The following is a 16,521-nucleotide window of genomic DNA, read 5'->3' on the forward strand; positions in this document are numbered from 1 at the left end:
ACCCGAGGTACTTTACACCTAATGGTGATGGCAACCACGACACATGGAATATAGCAGGCATTGGAAACAGCGCCAAAATTTATATATTTGACCGCTATGGTAAGTTGCTCAAGCAGTTGAGTCCTGGTGGCCCGGGATGGAACGGTACCTATAATGGCAATAGAATGCCAACGGGCGGTTACTGGTTTGTTGTAGAGTACGACGAACCTACCACAGGTCAACGTAAAGAACTAAGAGCCCATTTTACGCTTAAGCGCTAGTCTAGTTTAAATTCATATTCTTTTTCAACCTTACAAATACGAACGTTATACCAATTGTACCATTGTTCGCGTCCTTTTTGTTGTACTAAGAGATGTTCAGAATTGGCTTTCCAGTTTTTAATATCCTCTAAACTTTCCCAATAACTCACTGTAATACCTACATCATTCTTTGCACTATCAATACCTAAGTAGCCATGCTGAAGTTTGGCCAATTCTTCCATTTTTATAGCCATTTCAGAATAACCATCTGTATTTTTAGTATGAGTTGATGTAAATATTACAGCAAAGTATGGTTTGAAGTTTTTCATTATTTAGATGCTTCTTGAATTTTAAATTCAATTATTTTTTCAGTGATATTATCTTCAAAATCTGTAAGGATAAATTTAATAAAAACGCTGTTTGTTGATACGCTTACCGGAAAATCTTTAATGTTATCAATAGTCTTCACATAAGCTAACCAGTCTTCACCACATTTGTCTACAACATCATCTTTAAGATCTTTAGTAGCAGTTTCAATAAAAGTCATCCAATTCTTTTCTGAATAAGTCAATGTTTTAAATGTGTTCGACTTTACTTGCTTTAAGGGTTTCCATTCAGTGTCGAATTGTGTCCATTCGTTAGTACTGCAATTTGAATCTGAACTCATAAATGAAAAACTGTTTTCATATCGTTGAAACATACTTACTTGTTTGTAGTCATTCTCATTAAGCACAATTTCTTTACCTTCAGGCGTATCGCTAAAATCTACATTTACAATAGCCTTGTCTTCATACTTAAGATCATGAGATCTTTTATAATCACTTGTGGCAACATTTTTAATTTCAACTTTCAACTGATCTAGATCAACACGAATTGTTCTGGCAATCTTATTTGGAGATAAATAACCATCAAAAACATAACCGATATGTGTTCTGGTTTCAACCTTAACCCATTCGCCGCTGACTTTTTTGCCTCCGTCAAGAATAACAAGTTTCTTGTCAGTTTTTTCAAGAATACCAATGGCTTCACCATAGGCTAGTTTACTTAACATTTTTGCACTGATGTCGGGTTGCTCTCTAAGCGATAAGCCACTTTCTGCAGCGACATAAACTTCATTTTCTTGGGCAGTTGCTACTGCCAGATTGCATGTAAATACAAACGCTAAAATCATTTTTAAATAATTCATAATAATTGTTTTTTGAGTTAAACATTTTAGCGGTTTGTTTTCTCATATTTAGTTTATGTAGTCATCAATTTAGATGAAAATTATTTTTCTACGGTGACCCATTCGCCTTTATTTCGAACTAAATAATCATCGTTATCGTACATAGCTTCGGCCTGTGCGCCAGGTAAATAATACGTTCCTAAGTAAGATGCATTAAGCATTACTGAAAAGGTCTTTGTGCCATATTTTCCTTTTCTGTTCATGTCGAAATAAAAATTAACACGGTCGTCTCTTATATCAGTGAACCTTGCCTTACTTACCGTTGTATCTCCAAAATCTGTGAAACGGGTATTGACAATTTCCCATCCTGAAGGAAAGATCTGTGTTAAGGCCACATCTTTTACATAATCGCTTGTTAAGTTTGAAATGCTCACTGTCGCTACAAAATCTTGCCCTTGTTGAAGTTTCGATACATCGATCGTGTTTCCTTGAAGGTCTTTGTAAACGGTTGAAATTGACAACCCGCGCTGAACGGCCAATTCTTCACCAAGTTTTAATTTACCTGAATTAAGAATTCTGATATAAACTAGATTTCCTCTTTCGTTAGAAACCTTTAATTGATTAGCACCATCTACAATTGGAATATTTCGTTGAGCCATTCCGTTTTTGGTTTCTACAGTTTCTGACTTACCATTAATGGTATATGTAAGTTTTAAATCTTTACCGCCATTTTGAGTAATTAATTTACCCATGGCAAGTAGACTATAAGCTGTAGTTTGGGTACTCATCCATCGACTGCTAGATAAGGATTTTGCGATAGATTTTGCTAATTCTACCTTTTTTGGATGCTCTGTGAGTATCATAGTCTCTAAGGCCATGGCTCTATTTCGATGTAAAGACCCGTAAGTATAATTATCGGCTTTTGGTGGCTGAAAGTCAATGTTTGCCGATCTTGAAATAGCTTCACTAGCTTCTTTCTGACCTGCCAATGCATAGGCTGCTGCAAGTCGCCATTTAGCATCATTTGAAATCTCATCGAATTCGCGGAGTCTGTTCATACTTGCTAAATCTGGGCTACCTGCTAAGGCAAGTGTGTACAATCTGTAAGCCTGTGCTAAATCACCGTGATAGGTTCTATAGCTTGGTCTCCAGTTACGGGCTGCTTGTCGTTGATAATCAATCCAATTACTTTTAAATGTTAATGGTAAAACGAATCCTTTTTTCTCGGCTTCGATCATAAAATGACCTGCATAGCTCGTTCCCCAATCGCTCGCTGTACTTTCGCCCATCCAGTAACCAAGACCACCATCAGGGTTTTGAAAATTCCCCAATCTTCGAATTCCATTTTCAATATTGCGCTGTACTTGTTTTTTCTTTTGATCTGTGAGGTCAAAGATATCTGCCAAGTATAACTGTGGAAAAACACTAGAAGTAGTTTGTTCAACGCAGCCATGTGGGTATCGAATGAGGTACGACATACGTCTGGTGAAATCCATTGGAGGTAAGGTTGAAAATTCAACAGTTCCTGAATTTGTACCTGGGACACCAAAGGTTGAAAAGTCTATGGTGCTTGAGCTGTTTGCTTGCAGTTCATTATCGATTATTTTCGAAGTTACGGGATTAGGATTTTCGACATCTATTTCAACCTTGTAGGTTGATTTTTCACCATGCCCACTTGCAACAACTTCAATTGTATTAATGCCTTTTGCTTTGGTGACATCTAATTCGAAATAAACCATTTTTTCGTCAGGTTTATTGAATTGAAGGGTTTGAGTTTGATTTCCTTTTACAGTAATTCCGTCGCTTAGTTTAAGAGAAAGATTTACATTCTTAATCTTATTTTCCATGGCGAAAACTGTAACAGGTAAGGTTACCTTTTCTCCTGGACTTAGTTTTCTAGGTAGAGATGCCAACACCATCAAAGGTTTTTTAACCTGAACAGATTTTTCAACACTACCATACGCTTCTGTGGAATTGTTACCCGCTACAACCATAGTCCGAACGGCACCTATATAATTAGGCATTCTGAGTTGGTGTGTTTTGGTCTGTCCTTCCCTGAGCAAGAAGGGGCCGAGGTAAGTGACAACAGGCTTAAATCGATTGGCTTTTTTGTTCTTGCCTTTAGCTGCCGCACCGTCACCACCAATAGCATAAACCTGATCTATACTCCCAGAGTAAGCACCGATGACGTCATCAAAAATATCCCAGGTTCTTACACCGAGAGCTTCGCGAGCATAAAACTTGTTCCAAGCATTTGGTGTTTTGAATCGGGTAAGATCTAGTAGGCCTTCCTCAACAACCGCAATAGTGTAGGTCATTGATTTGTTGTTTTTTTCTGAAACTTTGATCTCATAGGATTGTTCTGGTCGAATAACATCGGGCATATTGATCTGAGGCTCTAATTTGGTTTCAGGGTTTTCGACCATCATTGGGATAACCCCATACAAGCGAATCGGTAGATCGTTAGAGGTGATGGCATGTGGTTGTAACAATGAAATATTGATAAAAACATTAGGCGCCATTTCTGAGGTAACAGGAATATCTACTGTGGTTTCACCAGGTTTTGTTTTAATCCATTGATGTGAAATCACCTCTGTACCATTTTCAATACTTACCAAGGCTCTACCTTCTGAACCTGATGGGAATGTTAGTTTAGCAACTTCACCAACATTGTAGTTGTCTTTGTCTGTTGAAAAGACCAACATTTTGGCGGCATCTTTATTTTTATTTGTGGAATTTGACCACCAATTCTTATAGAAATAGGCAACACGACCTGTAGCATGACCACTAACAGGGTCGACAATTCTTATTAAGTAACGTCCACGATCATCATCTGGGATGTTTATTTTAAAACTCGCCTTTCCTTGTGCATTAGAATTAACCGAATATTGTTGCACGGGTCTATGATAACTGCTTGAAACATAAGTTGATAAATTATCGTAGGACGAATTCCACCACCAGCGCCATTCGATTTTATAGACTTTAACTTCCAGGTTATTTCGCTGTATTGGTTTCCCGTTTGCATCAACTGTTGCAATATCAAAAGTGTGATTTTCACCTGTGTAAAAGGAACCATAACGGCGCGCATTAGGTGATCTTAAACCCACAAAACTTTCATAAGGAGCATAAGGCATGGTGAAGGCATCGAGAGAAAAATCACCACCATTTTCGAAAGCGCGAACTAAGAACTGCGCATTCAGCATTCCAGGGGCATTTTTGCCAATATTCAATTCTGAATTTACTATCGCATTTCCATCGGCATCTAAATTACCTTCAAAAACATTTATTTCTTCAGTACTGAAATTCTTCGTTGGGTCACTAAATATGTAGTTTTTAAACCCTTCAAACGTTGTGGTTTTATTAGAGAATTTGGCCTTGATCTCTGCCTTTAGGTTTTTTGCCGGCGCTCCATGCAACCAAGCAACATTCAAATCACCTTTTAATGGTTTGTTATTGGTAAGCACGTTATCTTCAAAATCAATTTTGATCTTTAAGCGATTCGGCTTTACAGTTTCAATCTTTAAGACTTTTGAAAAATTAGCACCTCCTACCGAAACTTTTGCATTATAATTTCCAGTTTTATAATCTGAAGATGTCGGTACTTTGAAGTCGAAGAAATTATTGATATTATCTATTGATACTTTACGGTAAACCAGTTTTCCTACAGGATCGGTGATTTCTAGCTTAACCGGGTGACGCTTTGGTAGTTTATTGGCTTTATCGTTAAGCACGAAAGTTAAAAAGAGACTATCGCCAGGTCGCCAAACTCCTCGTTCTCCATAGAGATAACCTTTAAGACCTCGCTGTAATCTATTACCTGACACATCAAATTTACTCAGTGAAAGCGCGTTACCATCAAACAGTCTAACGTAAGTCACGCTTTTATTTTTTGAAATAATAGCGAAAGCTGCTCGTTTCTTAGTGTCAATATCTAGTATGCCTTCTGAATTCGTAGACCCATTTGCCAACTCTTGTTGTTGGTAATTATAGAGTGTAACTTTCGTACCACTTTCAGGTTTTGTGGTTAGAATATTAGTTACTGCAAATAAATATCTGTTATCGTTGCCCTGCTTGGCAATAACGCCCAAATTTGAACCAATAAGATTAGCTGCAACTGTTCTTCCGGTATAATTATAGTAAGAATCAGTGCATGGATTATCTCTATCTCTCCATCGGTAGTTCGTTTTTTTGTAGCTGTAACTTATGTTATCCCAATAGCGTTCCTCTCTTATTTCTTGTTCTTCTTCGCTGATATCATCGGGCGCATAAAAATCATCTTCATAGTAATCGTCGTAGTAATCATCGTAATAATTGTCGTTATCGATCTCGGTAGTTTCTGCGTTTGAAGAACAATCGTAAAGTGAATATTGTTTTTTGTATGTTAGCTCTACACGGTAAATGGCACCAGGGTCTGTTGTTAAATATTTAGACAGATCGATGCTGTAAGCCTTCCATTTTCCGGTGTTCTGACTTTCGTAATCAATTAGCGTTATGGTTTCTTTGGCTATTCTGCGCCCTACATTTTTAATATCGTATTCGTTACCACTTTTTAAAGAATTAGATTGTAAAAACTGAAGGATATTGTCTTCAAACAGTTTAATGATTCTTACATCGACTTTGCTGAGGTTTACTGCTTCAAAATTGAATTTAAGGTCTTGAGAGTTTGGTAAAATAGATCCATTGCTGATGAGTCTCACCTGAGGTTTTAACTCTTCAAAAGTTAAGGTTTGTGTGAAGGCCTCTTTAAGTTTAAAACCATCAGTATTTTTTATTCCGGTGAAAACATCTACCCGAATATCGCCAACCAGTTTAGAATCTGGATAAACCTTAAGAACATTTCCATCGACAATATATTTAGGGTCTTTTACATTCTGAATTGTGACTAAGCCTGCAAAATTCTGTTGCTTTTTCAGTGGGTCTGAAAAATTGATCGATAAATATTGTTCTGGATTTTGAATAACATTAGTTTCAATAATAGTAAAGTTATTTTTACCCGGAATAGTGATGTAGTTTTCCCCTTTATTTTCGGCTTTGATTGCTTTACCATTCCAAGATACATTGATCTTGCTATCTTCTATTTCGCGCTTAATACTATCAATTCTAAATTCAAAATATTTCGAAGGTTCAGTAACATCTAGCCATACAATATTTAAGTTTTTGTTATTCTGTGATGCTTCTACCAATTGCTTGGCATCTTCGAGTTTAATGACATCCGCGGAACGCAGCACACCGAGCACATACTGCCACTCTTTACTGTAGGATTGCAAATCATTTGTATAAATATTAAAGCTTGGTTTTATGGTCTTAAACTGAAAGGTGTAATATTCAAAATCACTAGGGATGTCTTTGTAAATATCATTGAGATTTACGGTAACTGTATATTCCGTATTAGATTCCATAGGTTCATCTGGGGTGAAAAGCAAGGTATGCTTGTTTAGCGCTTGAAGTTTACCTTCAATATAAGGATGTGTTTTCACCAACTGTGCATCAATGGTTTGCTCAGCTTCCCAACCCTCAACATCTTGAGCTAAGTTTATTCTAATCGGATCGGCTACAGAAACACGCCCCGATGTTGTGTAGCTTATATAATCGCGATACTTAAAAATATTATCAGTTTCAACGGGCTTTTTTTTGCATGAAATTGCAAATGCGATGATGATGAGGAAGGCGAGGTACTTTCTGAATTGCATAGTGTTGATGGATTTAGATGAACTTCAATTTAAAATTAACGGTAGGGACTTTCTTGTTAAATAATTACGCCAGTTTATAAATGCTTAGACTTTGGCGTGTTGTTAAATTGTTCTTAAAGTTACAAAATACCTCTTGTCATGGGCGGTAGACATGTAATATCTGCCCATAAATTTTTAACTGTCGGTAATGAAAATTATTGATTGAGGCGTTGAGAAATTAGAGAATCGACTTTACGTGTTTGTTTAATAGTTCTGAGATATTGGTAGGTAATTTCACTTTCAACACTCTGAATAATGATAATATTATTGCGAAATTTTAGAGAGCTCAGCGTGTCGTAGGAAACAATTTCTAAGGAGTTAAAATCAACATCATTTTTTAAGGCGTCGAAGAAGTTTTCAATTTTAATATCTATACCTTTTTCTGAAATACTCTGAAGATCATTTTGAAATGCCTGAAGTGTTGCTAACTCTTTATTGAGTTCAGAGAATTCAGAATTATAGACATTCACATAATTAATAAGGTTACTCTGTGTGAAGGTATAAGAGGTGGATCTGAAAATCTCAGAAATATAATATTGTAAAGAATCATTCTGTTCTTCTAGATTTGCATTGGCCAGAAACAGATTAAATTCAGTAAGTATTTCAGGAATTTCTGTTCTATACTCGGTGTCTCCTTCAATAGATTCAAGATTAATGATGTTTTCTTCCTGCAGTTTTTTTATAAGTACGCTTTCGTTTTTTTGCGACTTTTTACCTTCATTCCAATTGTTGATTCCTAGTGCAATTAGAATTCCTACAACTACCAGTAGAATTTCACCAAAAGCATACTTAAAATATTTTGAGGTGTTGTTTTCACTCATAAGTTTAAATCGTATTTGTCGAAAGAACTTAATCATTAATCTTTTTTGTCGAGAATAAGCGCCGGAATATTTAAAGACTTATACAAATCATTATAAGCTTTCATTTCAGAATTGATAATTGCATCACGCTCATTTTTATACACTTGCCAATCATCCATAAGGTCTTTAAATCGGTCTTTTGCACCCTGAGTAACTTTTGGGTCTGCCTGATCAATGTAGCTCATTAATTGAATCAATTGTGCGTTGAGTTTGTTATTGAAATTAATAACATCTTGAAACGTTTTTTGCTTTTCCTGAATAAGATTTTCCTCCCAGCTATTAATGCGTTTCAAAAGGGCTTCTCCTTTTTCTACAAGCGATTTAGCATCTTCATGATCTTCTAGAAGTTTGGCAAAATGCTTGAGTTGCTCCTTCGCTGATCGCATTTGGTTAACAGACTCGTGCATGTCTCTAATGGTACTTTCTATGGTCTTTAGCATTTGTTGTTGTTCAGCAAAGTCTTGCGAACTCGCATTGATTGCTGGATTGGGTAAAATCGTTGCGATTGTTTCAACCGTTTCCCCGTCTAAAGTTAGTCGTAAAGTGTATTTGCCCGGAGCTACGCTCGACCCAGAAAGGCCACCAAAAACGAATACTTTATTTATGGCTGGTAGGGCGTCTCTGTTGAAATTCCAAGTAAATCTATTATACCCTTTTTTTGAAGGTAGGACTTGCGGAGGCGCAGGTCCACCTGGCCATGAACTGAATCCTTTTGGCTTTTTATTTGAATACGTTCGAATGACTTCAGAGCCGTCTAAAATGGTAAGTTCTAAATCTAAAGTATCGGCATCTTTATCTAAATAATAATCGAATGTGACACCAGATCTAGGATTCTCACCCTGCCCAACAGCCCTCGAAACACCACCGAATATGCGATAGCTTGGTTTAGGTTGAAATATTTCTACTGTTTTTGAATTGCCATTCATATTCTGAAGAACTCCTAAGTCATCCAAAATCCAGAATCCGCGACCAGAAGTAGCAGCAACCAAATCATTATCTTGAATAGTGAGGTCGTTAATGGCTACTGCTGGTAAATTCAGTTTTAATCGTTGCCAATGTGTGCCATCATCATTAGAAACGTAAAGTCCAGTTTCAGTACCAGCATATAACAGACCTTTTCGTTTTTTATCTGCTCTAGCCACGCGTACAAAACTATTTGGGTCGTCGAGACCATTTACAATTTTAGTCCAGGTTTTTCCATAATCGGTTGTTTTGAAAACATAGGAATTAAGATCTAAAGATTTGTAGCGCATAACTACAACATAGGCTGTGGCAGGATCGTGTTCTGAAATATCGATACTATTTACAATACCATCTTTGATACCTTCAGGTGTAATAGTGTCCCAATTAGCACCACCATTTCTAGTAATATGCAATAATCCGTCGTCTGTACCGGCATATAAAACGCCTTCTTGATGCTGTGATTCTACCAAAGAAGTAATGGTATTATAGTTCTCTCCACCGGCAGCTTCATTAGTAAATGGCGCACCACCAGGGCCATGTTTTTCTGTTTCATTTTTTGTTAGATCAGGGCTAACCTCAGTCCAAGTGATACCGCCGTCAGTAGTTTTAAAAACCACATTACCCGCATGGTAGATGGTAGATCTGTTATTCGGTGAAGAAATGATAGGTGCATTCCAGTTGTAACGATATTTTGAATCTTTTGGAGCGATACTTAGACCTAACTCTGGATATTCCTTAATGGATTTCTGTTCGCGCGATGATTTAGTCCATTTGCTAATATTTCCTTGATAGGTGCCACCATAAACAGTTTCAGGATTATCTGGATCAAAAGCGATGAAAGCACTTTCGCCACCTGCAACAGAGTACCAGTCTTTCCAGTCGATTCCGCCATCATTTGTGCGGCTGGCAATAGCAATAGCTGAATTATCTTGTTGGCCACCATAGACGTGATAAGGTACTAAATTGTCTGTTATCACACGATAAAACTGAGCAGTCGATTGATTTTGTTGCGTACTCCAGCTTTTACCACTATTGAATGAAATATTAGCACCACCATCATTAGAATTGATAAGATTAGAATTATCGTGTGGGTTAATCCAAAGATGGTGATTGTCTCCGTGAGGTACAGGAATGTTAGTAAAGCTTTTACCACCATCAATTGACTTCATCACTGGTGCATTCAAACAATAAACGATATTTTCATTTTGAGGATCGGCGAATATTTCCATATAGTACCAAGATCTAGCGATATTAACACGGTTTCCGTTCACTTGTTTCCAACTTTTTCCAGCGTCATCAGACCGATAAATACCACCTTTCTTTCCTTCGGCTTCAATTACCGCAAACACACGTTCAGAATTAGCTCTAGACACTGAAATACCCGACTTTCCGAAGGTATCTGGCAGGCCATCTTCGAGTTTATTCCAAGTGTCACCGCCGTCTGTGGATTTATAGATACCAGAGTCCTCGCCGCCAGATTCTATAAGCCATGGAAAACGTCTGTGTTGCCACATGGACGCATATAAAATTCGGGGATTATTCATATCCATAGATAAAGACGATGCCCCTGTAATGTTGTTTACAAACAGAACTTTTTCCCAAGTTTTACCACCATCTTGAGTTCTGTAAATACCGCGGTCTTTGGTTGGGGCATACTGAGCACCTTGGGCGCTGACATACATAATATCTGGATTTGTAGGGTGAATAATTACATCTGATATATGATAGGTTTTATCAAGTCCGATATGTTCCCAAGTTTTACCGGCATCTAAAGATTTGTATACACCATCACCCATAGAGGTCATTACGCCCCGCGCAGCATGCTCACCCATGCCTACAACTACGATATTTGTATCACTTTCTGAAACGGCAATTGCACCTACCGAGCCCATTTTGAAGAACTTATCTGAAATGTTGTTCCAGGTTATTCCGGCGTCGGTAGTTTTGTAAACACCACCACCAGTAGACCCCATGTAATAGGTTTGCGGTTGGCCTATTACTCCTGTAGACGCTACACTTCGACCACCTCTAAACGGACCAATATTTCGCCATTTTAATCCATGAAACATAGAATCTACAAGCTTTATTTCTGGTTCTGTAGTTTTCTTTTTGCGCTTTTGAGCATATTGGTTCAGTGGGACTAATAGTAAGCAAATAATTAGGAGTTTGAACGTTTTCATAGTGTTAGGTTTGGTGTATTAGTTTGAACAATAAAAATACTAAGAGTTTATTGAAGTTGCTGGTCTATCAATTTAATTAATTCTCTGATCTCATGTTGAGTTTCTATTAAAATTTCGGATTGAGATTGTGTAGTCATTAGCATACTGAATAAGTAGGCATACACTTTTGGGTCTTCGTGTAAAGTGACCTCAGATATATCCTTAAGGTTGGAGTTATGATTAATTAGTTCTTTTACTGATTGATTGTTAAAGCCTGCAACTGCTACATAGTCGCCGAGCTGTCTTGCACGTTGTTTTACACTTTCTTGAGTGGTGGTATTAAATTCTTTTTTGTAGTATTTAGATAATTCTGTTCTTAGATTTCTATCCGAAATAAGATCTATATTTTCTGCGCCCACCATATTATCGAAGGCAATTCTATTTGGTTCAAAAACGTCGTAAAAGGTTAGGGTATACATATATTTTAGAATACTTGGCATGTAAATTTCGGGATCGGTGTTATGCTCTAAAGTGTAAAACATAGAATCGGTTAATATTGATTTTGTTTCGTTGAATTCAACCACGTCATCAATGGATTCTATATCGTCGGTAAGATTTACTTTTATGTCCTTGAGGTAACTCAATTCTTTGTTGGAACGCACGCGTCTGTCATTCCAACTATTAACCTGAAAGGCCAAAAGGATTCCGATCATGACAAGGAGGATTTCTCCAATGGCGTATTTAAAATATTTTCCCATTTGATTTTGTTCAATTAGGGATTTGCGTATATGTCTGAAGATTTTAATCATACTTTTTCAGTTCAAATTCAATAAGATTAATAATAGAATCGTTAAACTTCTCCACATAATTAAGCGTTCTCTTGGCAGAATTAGAAACCCATAAACGGTCTACAGTTATATTTTGAAATTCTCTATTTCGTAATAATCCTAGAGAATCTACTTCAAAATGTTCCTGAGGATATTTATCAGATTCTTGAACAATTAAAGGCACATACTGTTGATGTATTTTTCGCTGCTGAATAACTAAGTCTGTCATTCCAGATTCATGGGTGTGATATAATTTAAAGACAATCGGCAACTGCTTAATGGTTTGTACTAATGAACTGTTTGATAGCAGATCGAAATTTAAGCCAGATTGAGTTTCGTCTGTCGAATAAAGTAATTCAACTCGAGGGGTATATAAGTTCTGAATTGAATCGAAGACTTTGACTGAAGGAACTGCAACTTTTGGTCCGGTATGTCTCAAAATAACATCGAGATACGAAGTATTGATTTTATATTGTTCTTTATACGACGTTAGTGCTAATTGATTCTTTTTAAAATCGTTATGCAATTGATTTAAAAACAAGCGTTCTTTAGCACGATTTTTCCGATTTTCGTTACTATTATTAACCTGTAGCGCAATCAAGATCCCAATTACAACTAGAATTATTTCACCTAATGCATACAGCAAGTACTTCGAAAATTTATTTTCGGAGAGGAGTCGTTGACGTATTTTTCGAAAGAATTTAATCATAGTTTTATCTGTCATTCCGCACATGTTGCGGAATCCATTTTAGAGTTTGTAACGTCATGCAGATTCCTGCCTTGTTCCTCCGCAAAAGCTTCAGCGACACGAGGGCGCAGAAATGACAAAACGTTCGATTTATTAATGAGCGACGGATATGTCTAAAGAATTTAATCATTATTCCACATTTACTTTTGCTATAATCCGCAATGGTGCGCCACTTCCATCCTTAATTTTCATCGGCAGTGCAATCACTTCAAAATCTTTTGGCGGTAGTTGATCAAGATTAGTAATATTTTCAAATGCCGGAATATTTTCAGACAGTAAGATTACATGACTTTTAAAATACTCAGACTGCCCATAATCTATACTTGGTGTATCAATTCCAATAGCATTTATACTTCTGTTTTCTACAAGCCATTTAGCCGCTTCAGGTGAAAGGCCAGGGAAATGTAAAAGTTTAATGGCCTCTGGCCCGCGTTGATCGGTTCCTAGATATTTTAGTTTATCAGGGTAGTGTTTTGAATGTCCGGTGTCTAAGAGAATAATAATGCCTTCCGGAATTTCACCATAGGTGTTTTCCCAATTTTTGAAATCGTCAACACTCACTAAATAATCTGGATTACCATCAGCATTTTTGGAAACATCAATTTTTATTGCCGGACCAACAAGTCGTTCTAATGGAATTTCTTCCACAGACTGCTTACCCTCCGAAAAATGAATGGGTGCATCGATGTGCGTTCCGCCATGTTCAGCGGTTTCAAAGTTGTTTGCCGCGTAGAAAAAGCCTTTATCCGTATGACCTTTCGCAACTACATCTAACTTAAATTCTTTGGCAGTAACCCAATACACCGTTTCTTCGGAAAACGTATGACTAAGATCTATGATCTTGGTTTCAATTGAATTATATTCAGGTTGTTCGGCTGCTTTTTCACAAGAAAAAATTAGGCAATACAAAGCAGTGAAACATAAAATATTGAATTTCATATTCTGAAAAATTTCGGGTTAATAAATGGGTATAAAAGATGTGGTCACTTGTTAGGGTAAACAAGCAGATACAGTTGATGGTGTCCTTGAGGTTGGTTAACTATTTGTACTTAAAGATATTAAAATGTTACAAACAATTAGTTTTCATAGATCCCAATTGTTATTTCGCCCTTGTCATTCATGGTGGCTCTGTACATGCCGGCTGTGTTAAATTCTGCCACCATGTTCCCATTTTTATCAACGGCAACAATACCACCGTCACCGCCTAGATCAGCAACCTTATCAAGAACAATTTTTGCAGCTTCTTTTAGGCTTAATCCTTTGTAATCCATAAGAGCAGAAATATCGTGTGCTACTTGAGCTCTGATGAAGTATTCTCCCCATCCTGTACTAGATACAGCACAAGTTTCATTGTTAGCATAAGTGCCACTTCCAATGATTGGTGCATCACCAATTCTTCCGTAGCGCTTGTTAGTCATGCCACCAGTGCTAGTTCCAGCTGCGAGGTTGCCATTTTTGTCGAGTGCAGCGCAACCAACAGTTCCGAACTTAGCATTTTTAATATCCGCATCGTAAAAGTCCAAGTAAGCCGATTCGGTATCTACTTTGCCAGCTTTCTCTGCTTCACGAACTTTTACACGCTTTAAGGATTCTAAACGTCGGTCTGTATGAAAATAGGAAGGGTCGACTAAAGTTAATCCCTGTTCTTCGGCAAAGATCTCAGCGCCTTCACCTGAAAGCATCACATGTTTTGAATTTTCCATCACTGCTCTTGCCAAATTAATTGGATTTCTCACTGTGGTGGTACCTGCAGAAGCGCCCGCATTTAAAGTTTCTCCATCCATAATAGATGCATCTAACTCATTGGTTTCGGCATTAGTAAATACAGCGCCTTTACCTGCGTTAAACAAAGGTGAATCTTCCATCACATTAATGGTCTTTTCAACAGCATCTAGACTGCTTCCGCCATTTTTTAAAATTTCATAACCAACTCTTATGGCTTCCTCCAATTTGGCTTTATAAGCCGCTTCTTTTTCAGGCGTCATATTTTTTCTCAATATGGTACCAGCACCTCCATGAATAATAATTGCGAATTCAGGTTTCTCTGATGAGACTTCAACATTATTTCCCGAAGCTGCAAGGTCCTTTGAGTTACTTTCATTTTTACACGAAAAGTAGAAACACATAACAAGAACAAATGGAATAATTTTCTTCATAACAGTTGTGAATTTTAAAGTGCTCTAAAGTTACATTTTTACTGGTCAAGCTTCAAGTAAAACTGAGTTTTTATTAGTAATTTTATGCCATAATTTAATAATTCATAAAAAACATACATATATGCAAGCAGTTGCTACGGATTTCGGAATAAAAGAGGCTTTAGCTCAATTGGGGATTAAAGAAATTAATGAGGGTACTTCAACAGGCTCTAATAATTTTTCAAATGGTGAATTAATTGCATCGTATTCTCCAGTTGATGGTCAGTTGATCGCTAAAGTAAAATCATCAACTAAAGAGGATTATGAAAAGGCGATGTCTGCTGCAACTGAGGCTTTTAAAACTTGGCGAGTGATGCCCGCTCCACAACGCGGAGAAATTGTGCGTCAGTTTGGCGAAAAACTTAGAGAAAAGAAAGAGGCATTGGGGAAATTGGTATCCTATGAAATGGGTAAATCTTACCAAGAGGGATTAGGTGAAGTTCAGGAAATGATAGATATCTGCGATTTTGCAGTCGGGTTATCACGCCAGCTTCATGGTTTAACGATGCATTCAGAACGACCAGGTCATCGCATGTACGAACAGTATCACCCACTTGGTGTAGTCGGGATCATTTCAGCCTTTAACTTTCCGGTAGCTGTTTGGTCTTGGAATACTGCTCTGGCTTGGATTTGCGGTGATACATGTATCTGGAAACCTTCAGAAAAAACCCCGGTTTGCGGCGTAGCTTGCCAGAATATCATTGCTGAAGTTCTTGCAGAAAACAACTTACCTGAAGGCATCTCTTGTCTCATCAACGGCGATTATCGTGTCGGCGAAATGATGACCAAAGATACCCGCGTTCCTCTAGTTTCTGCTACAGGATCAACACGAATGGGTAAAATTGTAGCTAAGGAAGTTGCGGGTCGTTTAGGTAAATCTTTATTAGAATTAGGAGGTAATAATGCCATCATTGTTACGCCAGATGCCGATATCAAAATGACGGTTATTGGAGCTGTTTTTGGTGCTGTTGGTACAGCTGGTCAGCGTTGTACAAGTACGCGTCGTTTAATTGTTCACGAATCGATTTACGATCAGGTAAAAAACGCCGTTGTCGATGCCTACAAGCAATTGCGAATTGGAAATCCTTTAGATGAGAATAATCATGTTGGTCCATTGATTGATACCGATGCCGTAAAGATGTACGAAGCTGCATTACAAAAAGTAGTCGAAGAAGGCGGAAATGTTGTTGTTGAAGGTGGTGTGCTTTCAGGCGAAGGATTTGAAAGTGGATGTTATGTAAAACCTGCCATTGCTGAGGCTGATAATACATTTGAAATTGTTCAGCATGAAACCTTTGCACCAGTATTATATCTTTTGAAATACTCTGGAGATGTAACCAATGCTATCGACATTCAAAATGGGGTTGCGCAAGGATTGTCTTCGGCAATTATGACCAATAATTTGCGTGAAGCTGAACGTTTCTTATCACATGCAGGTTCAGATTGTGGTATTGCTAATGTTAATATCGGAACTTCAGGAGCAGAGATTGGTGGTGCCTTTGGTGGTGAAAAAGAGACTGGTGGCGGTCGTGAATCTGGTTCTGATGCCTGGAAGATCTACATGCGTCGCCAGACAAATACCATTAATTACACCACTGAATTGCCATTAGCGCAGGGTATTAAGTTTGATTTGTAA

At 37.5% G+C, this 16,521-nt stretch carries 11 protein-coding genes; 2 read left to right on the top strand and 9 right to left on the bottom strand.

Annotated elements, in window-relative coordinates:
• The coding region (locus tag DDY94_RS12905) for a T9SS type B sorting domain-containing protein (RefSeq protein ID WP_157957271.1) at nt 1-260 on the top strand (260 nt) is incomplete at its 5' end.
• On the opposite strand, the gene DDY94_RS12910 is transcribed toward DDY94_RS12905, so the two are convergent.
• From DDY94_RS12910 to DDY94_RS12950, 9 genes are all read right to left on the bottom strand, one after another.
• Nucleotides 257-568: an antibiotic biosynthesis monooxygenase family protein gene (locus DDY94_RS12910; RefSeq protein WP_111684639.1), complete on the bottom strand. Its 312-nt coding sequence runs from the start codon at nt 566-568 to the stop codon at nt 257-259. The genes DDY94_RS12905 and DDY94_RS12910 overlap by 4 nt on opposite strands.
• Nucleotides 568-1,425, bottom strand: coding sequence for an SH3 domain-containing protein (locus DDY94_RS12915; RefSeq protein ID WP_111684641.1), 858 nt, complete (start codon nt 1,423-1,425; stop codon nt 568-570). Before DDY94_RS12915 ends, DDY94_RS12910 begins: the two co-directional genes overlap by 1 nt.
• 80 nt (nt 1,426-1,505) lie before the next feature.
• Nucleotides 1,506-7,094, bottom strand: a complete 5,589-nt coding sequence (locus tag DDY94_RS12920; protein WP_111684643.1) for an alpha-2-macroglobulin family protein — start codon at nt 7,092-7,094, stop codon at nt 1,506-1,508.
• Nucleotides 7,095-7,288: 194 nt separating this feature from the next.
• Entirely contained in the window at nt 7,289-7,990 is a 702-nt protein-coding gene (locus DDY94_RS12925; RefSeq protein ID WP_111684645.1) for a DUF6090 family protein, read from the bottom strand.
• Nucleotides 7,990-11,136, bottom strand: a complete 3,147-nt coding sequence (locus tag DDY94_RS12930; RefSeq protein WP_111684648.1) for a VPS10 domain-containing protein — start codon at nt 11,134-11,136, stop codon at nt 7,990-7,992. Before DDY94_RS12930 ends, DDY94_RS12925 begins: the two co-directional genes overlap by 1 nt.
• A gap of 47 nt (nt 11,137-11,183) precedes the next feature.
• Entirely contained in the window at nt 11,184-11,873 is a 690-nt protein-coding gene (locus tag DDY94_RS12935; protein ID WP_157957326.1) for a DUF6090 family protein, read from the bottom strand.
• A gap of 43 nt (nt 11,874-11,916) precedes the next feature.
• Entirely contained in the window at nt 11,917-12,651 is a 735-nt protein-coding gene (locus DDY94_RS12940; RefSeq protein ID WP_157957327.1) for a DUF6090 family protein, read from the bottom strand.
• Between the two features lie 168 nt (nt 12,652-12,819).
• Nucleotides 12,820-13,629 carry a cyclase family protein gene (locus DDY94_RS12945; RefSeq protein ID WP_111684655.1) on the bottom strand — a complete coding sequence of 270 codons (810 nt, stop codon included), beginning with the start codon at nt 13,627-13,629 and terminating at the stop codon, nt 12,820-12,822.
• Nucleotides 13,630-13,766: 137 nt separating this feature from the next.
• A complete protein-coding gene (locus DDY94_RS12950; RefSeq protein ID WP_111684657.1) occupies nt 13,767-14,846 on the bottom strand; it encodes an isoaspartyl peptidase/L-asparaginase family protein in 1,080 nt (359 codons plus the stop codon).
• A 121-nt stretch (nt 14,847-14,967) separates the two neighbouring features.
• Between DDY94_RS12950 and amaB the strand changes: the two genes are divergently transcribed.
• A complete protein-coding gene (amaB, locus tag DDY94_RS12955) occupies nt 14,968-16,521 on the top strand; it encodes an L-piperidine-6-carboxylate dehydrogenase (protein ID WP_111684659.1) in 1,554 nt (517 codons plus the stop codon).

The sequence above is a fragment of the Winogradskyella tangerina genome, from assembly GCF_003260205.1.
Taxonomy (GTDB): domain Bacteria; phylum Bacteroidota; class Bacteroidia; order Flavobacteriales; family Flavobacteriaceae; genus Winogradskyella; species Winogradskyella tangerina.

What these genes read in the sequence shown, in the direction of transcription:
- DDY94_RS12910 (WP_111684639.1), bottom strand. Translation starts at nt 568, where the DNA reads ATGAAAAACTTCAAACCATACTTTGCTGTAATATTTACATCAACTCAT.
- DDY94_RS12915 (WP_111684641.1), bottom strand. Translation starts at nt 1,425, where the DNA reads ATGAATTATTTAAAAATGATTTTAGCGTTTGTATTTACATGCAATCTG.
- DDY94_RS12920 (WP_111684643.1), bottom strand. Translation starts at nt 7,094, where the DNA reads ATGCAATTCAGAAAGTACCTCGCCTTCCTCATCATCATCGCATTTGCA.
- DDY94_RS12925 (WP_111684645.1), bottom strand. Translation starts at nt 7,990, where the DNA reads ATGATTAAGTTCTTTCGACAAATACGATTTAAACTTATGAGTGAAAAC.
- DDY94_RS12930 (WP_111684648.1), bottom strand. Translation starts at nt 11,136, where the DNA reads ATGAAAACGTTCAAACTCCTAATTATTTGCTTACTATTAGTCCCACTG.
- DDY94_RS12935 (WP_157957326.1), bottom strand. Translation starts at nt 11,873, where the DNA reads ATGGGAAAATATTTTAAATACGCCATTGGAGAAATCCTCCTTGTCATG.
- DDY94_RS12940 (WP_157957327.1), bottom strand. Translation starts at nt 12,651, where the DNA reads ATGATTAAATTCTTTCGAAAAATACGTCAACGACTCCTCTCCGAAAAT.
- DDY94_RS12945 (WP_111684655.1), bottom strand. Translation starts at nt 13,629, where the DNA reads ATGAAATTCAATATTTTATGTTTCACTGCTTTGTATTGCCTAATTTTT.
- DDY94_RS12950 (WP_111684657.1), bottom strand. Translation starts at nt 14,846, where the DNA reads ATGAAGAAAATTATTCCATTTGTTCTTGTTATGTGTTTCTACTTTTCG.
- amaB (WP_111684659.1), top strand. Translation starts at nt 14,968, where the DNA reads ATGCAAGCAGTTGCTACGGATTTCGGAATAAAAGAGGCTTTAGCTCAA.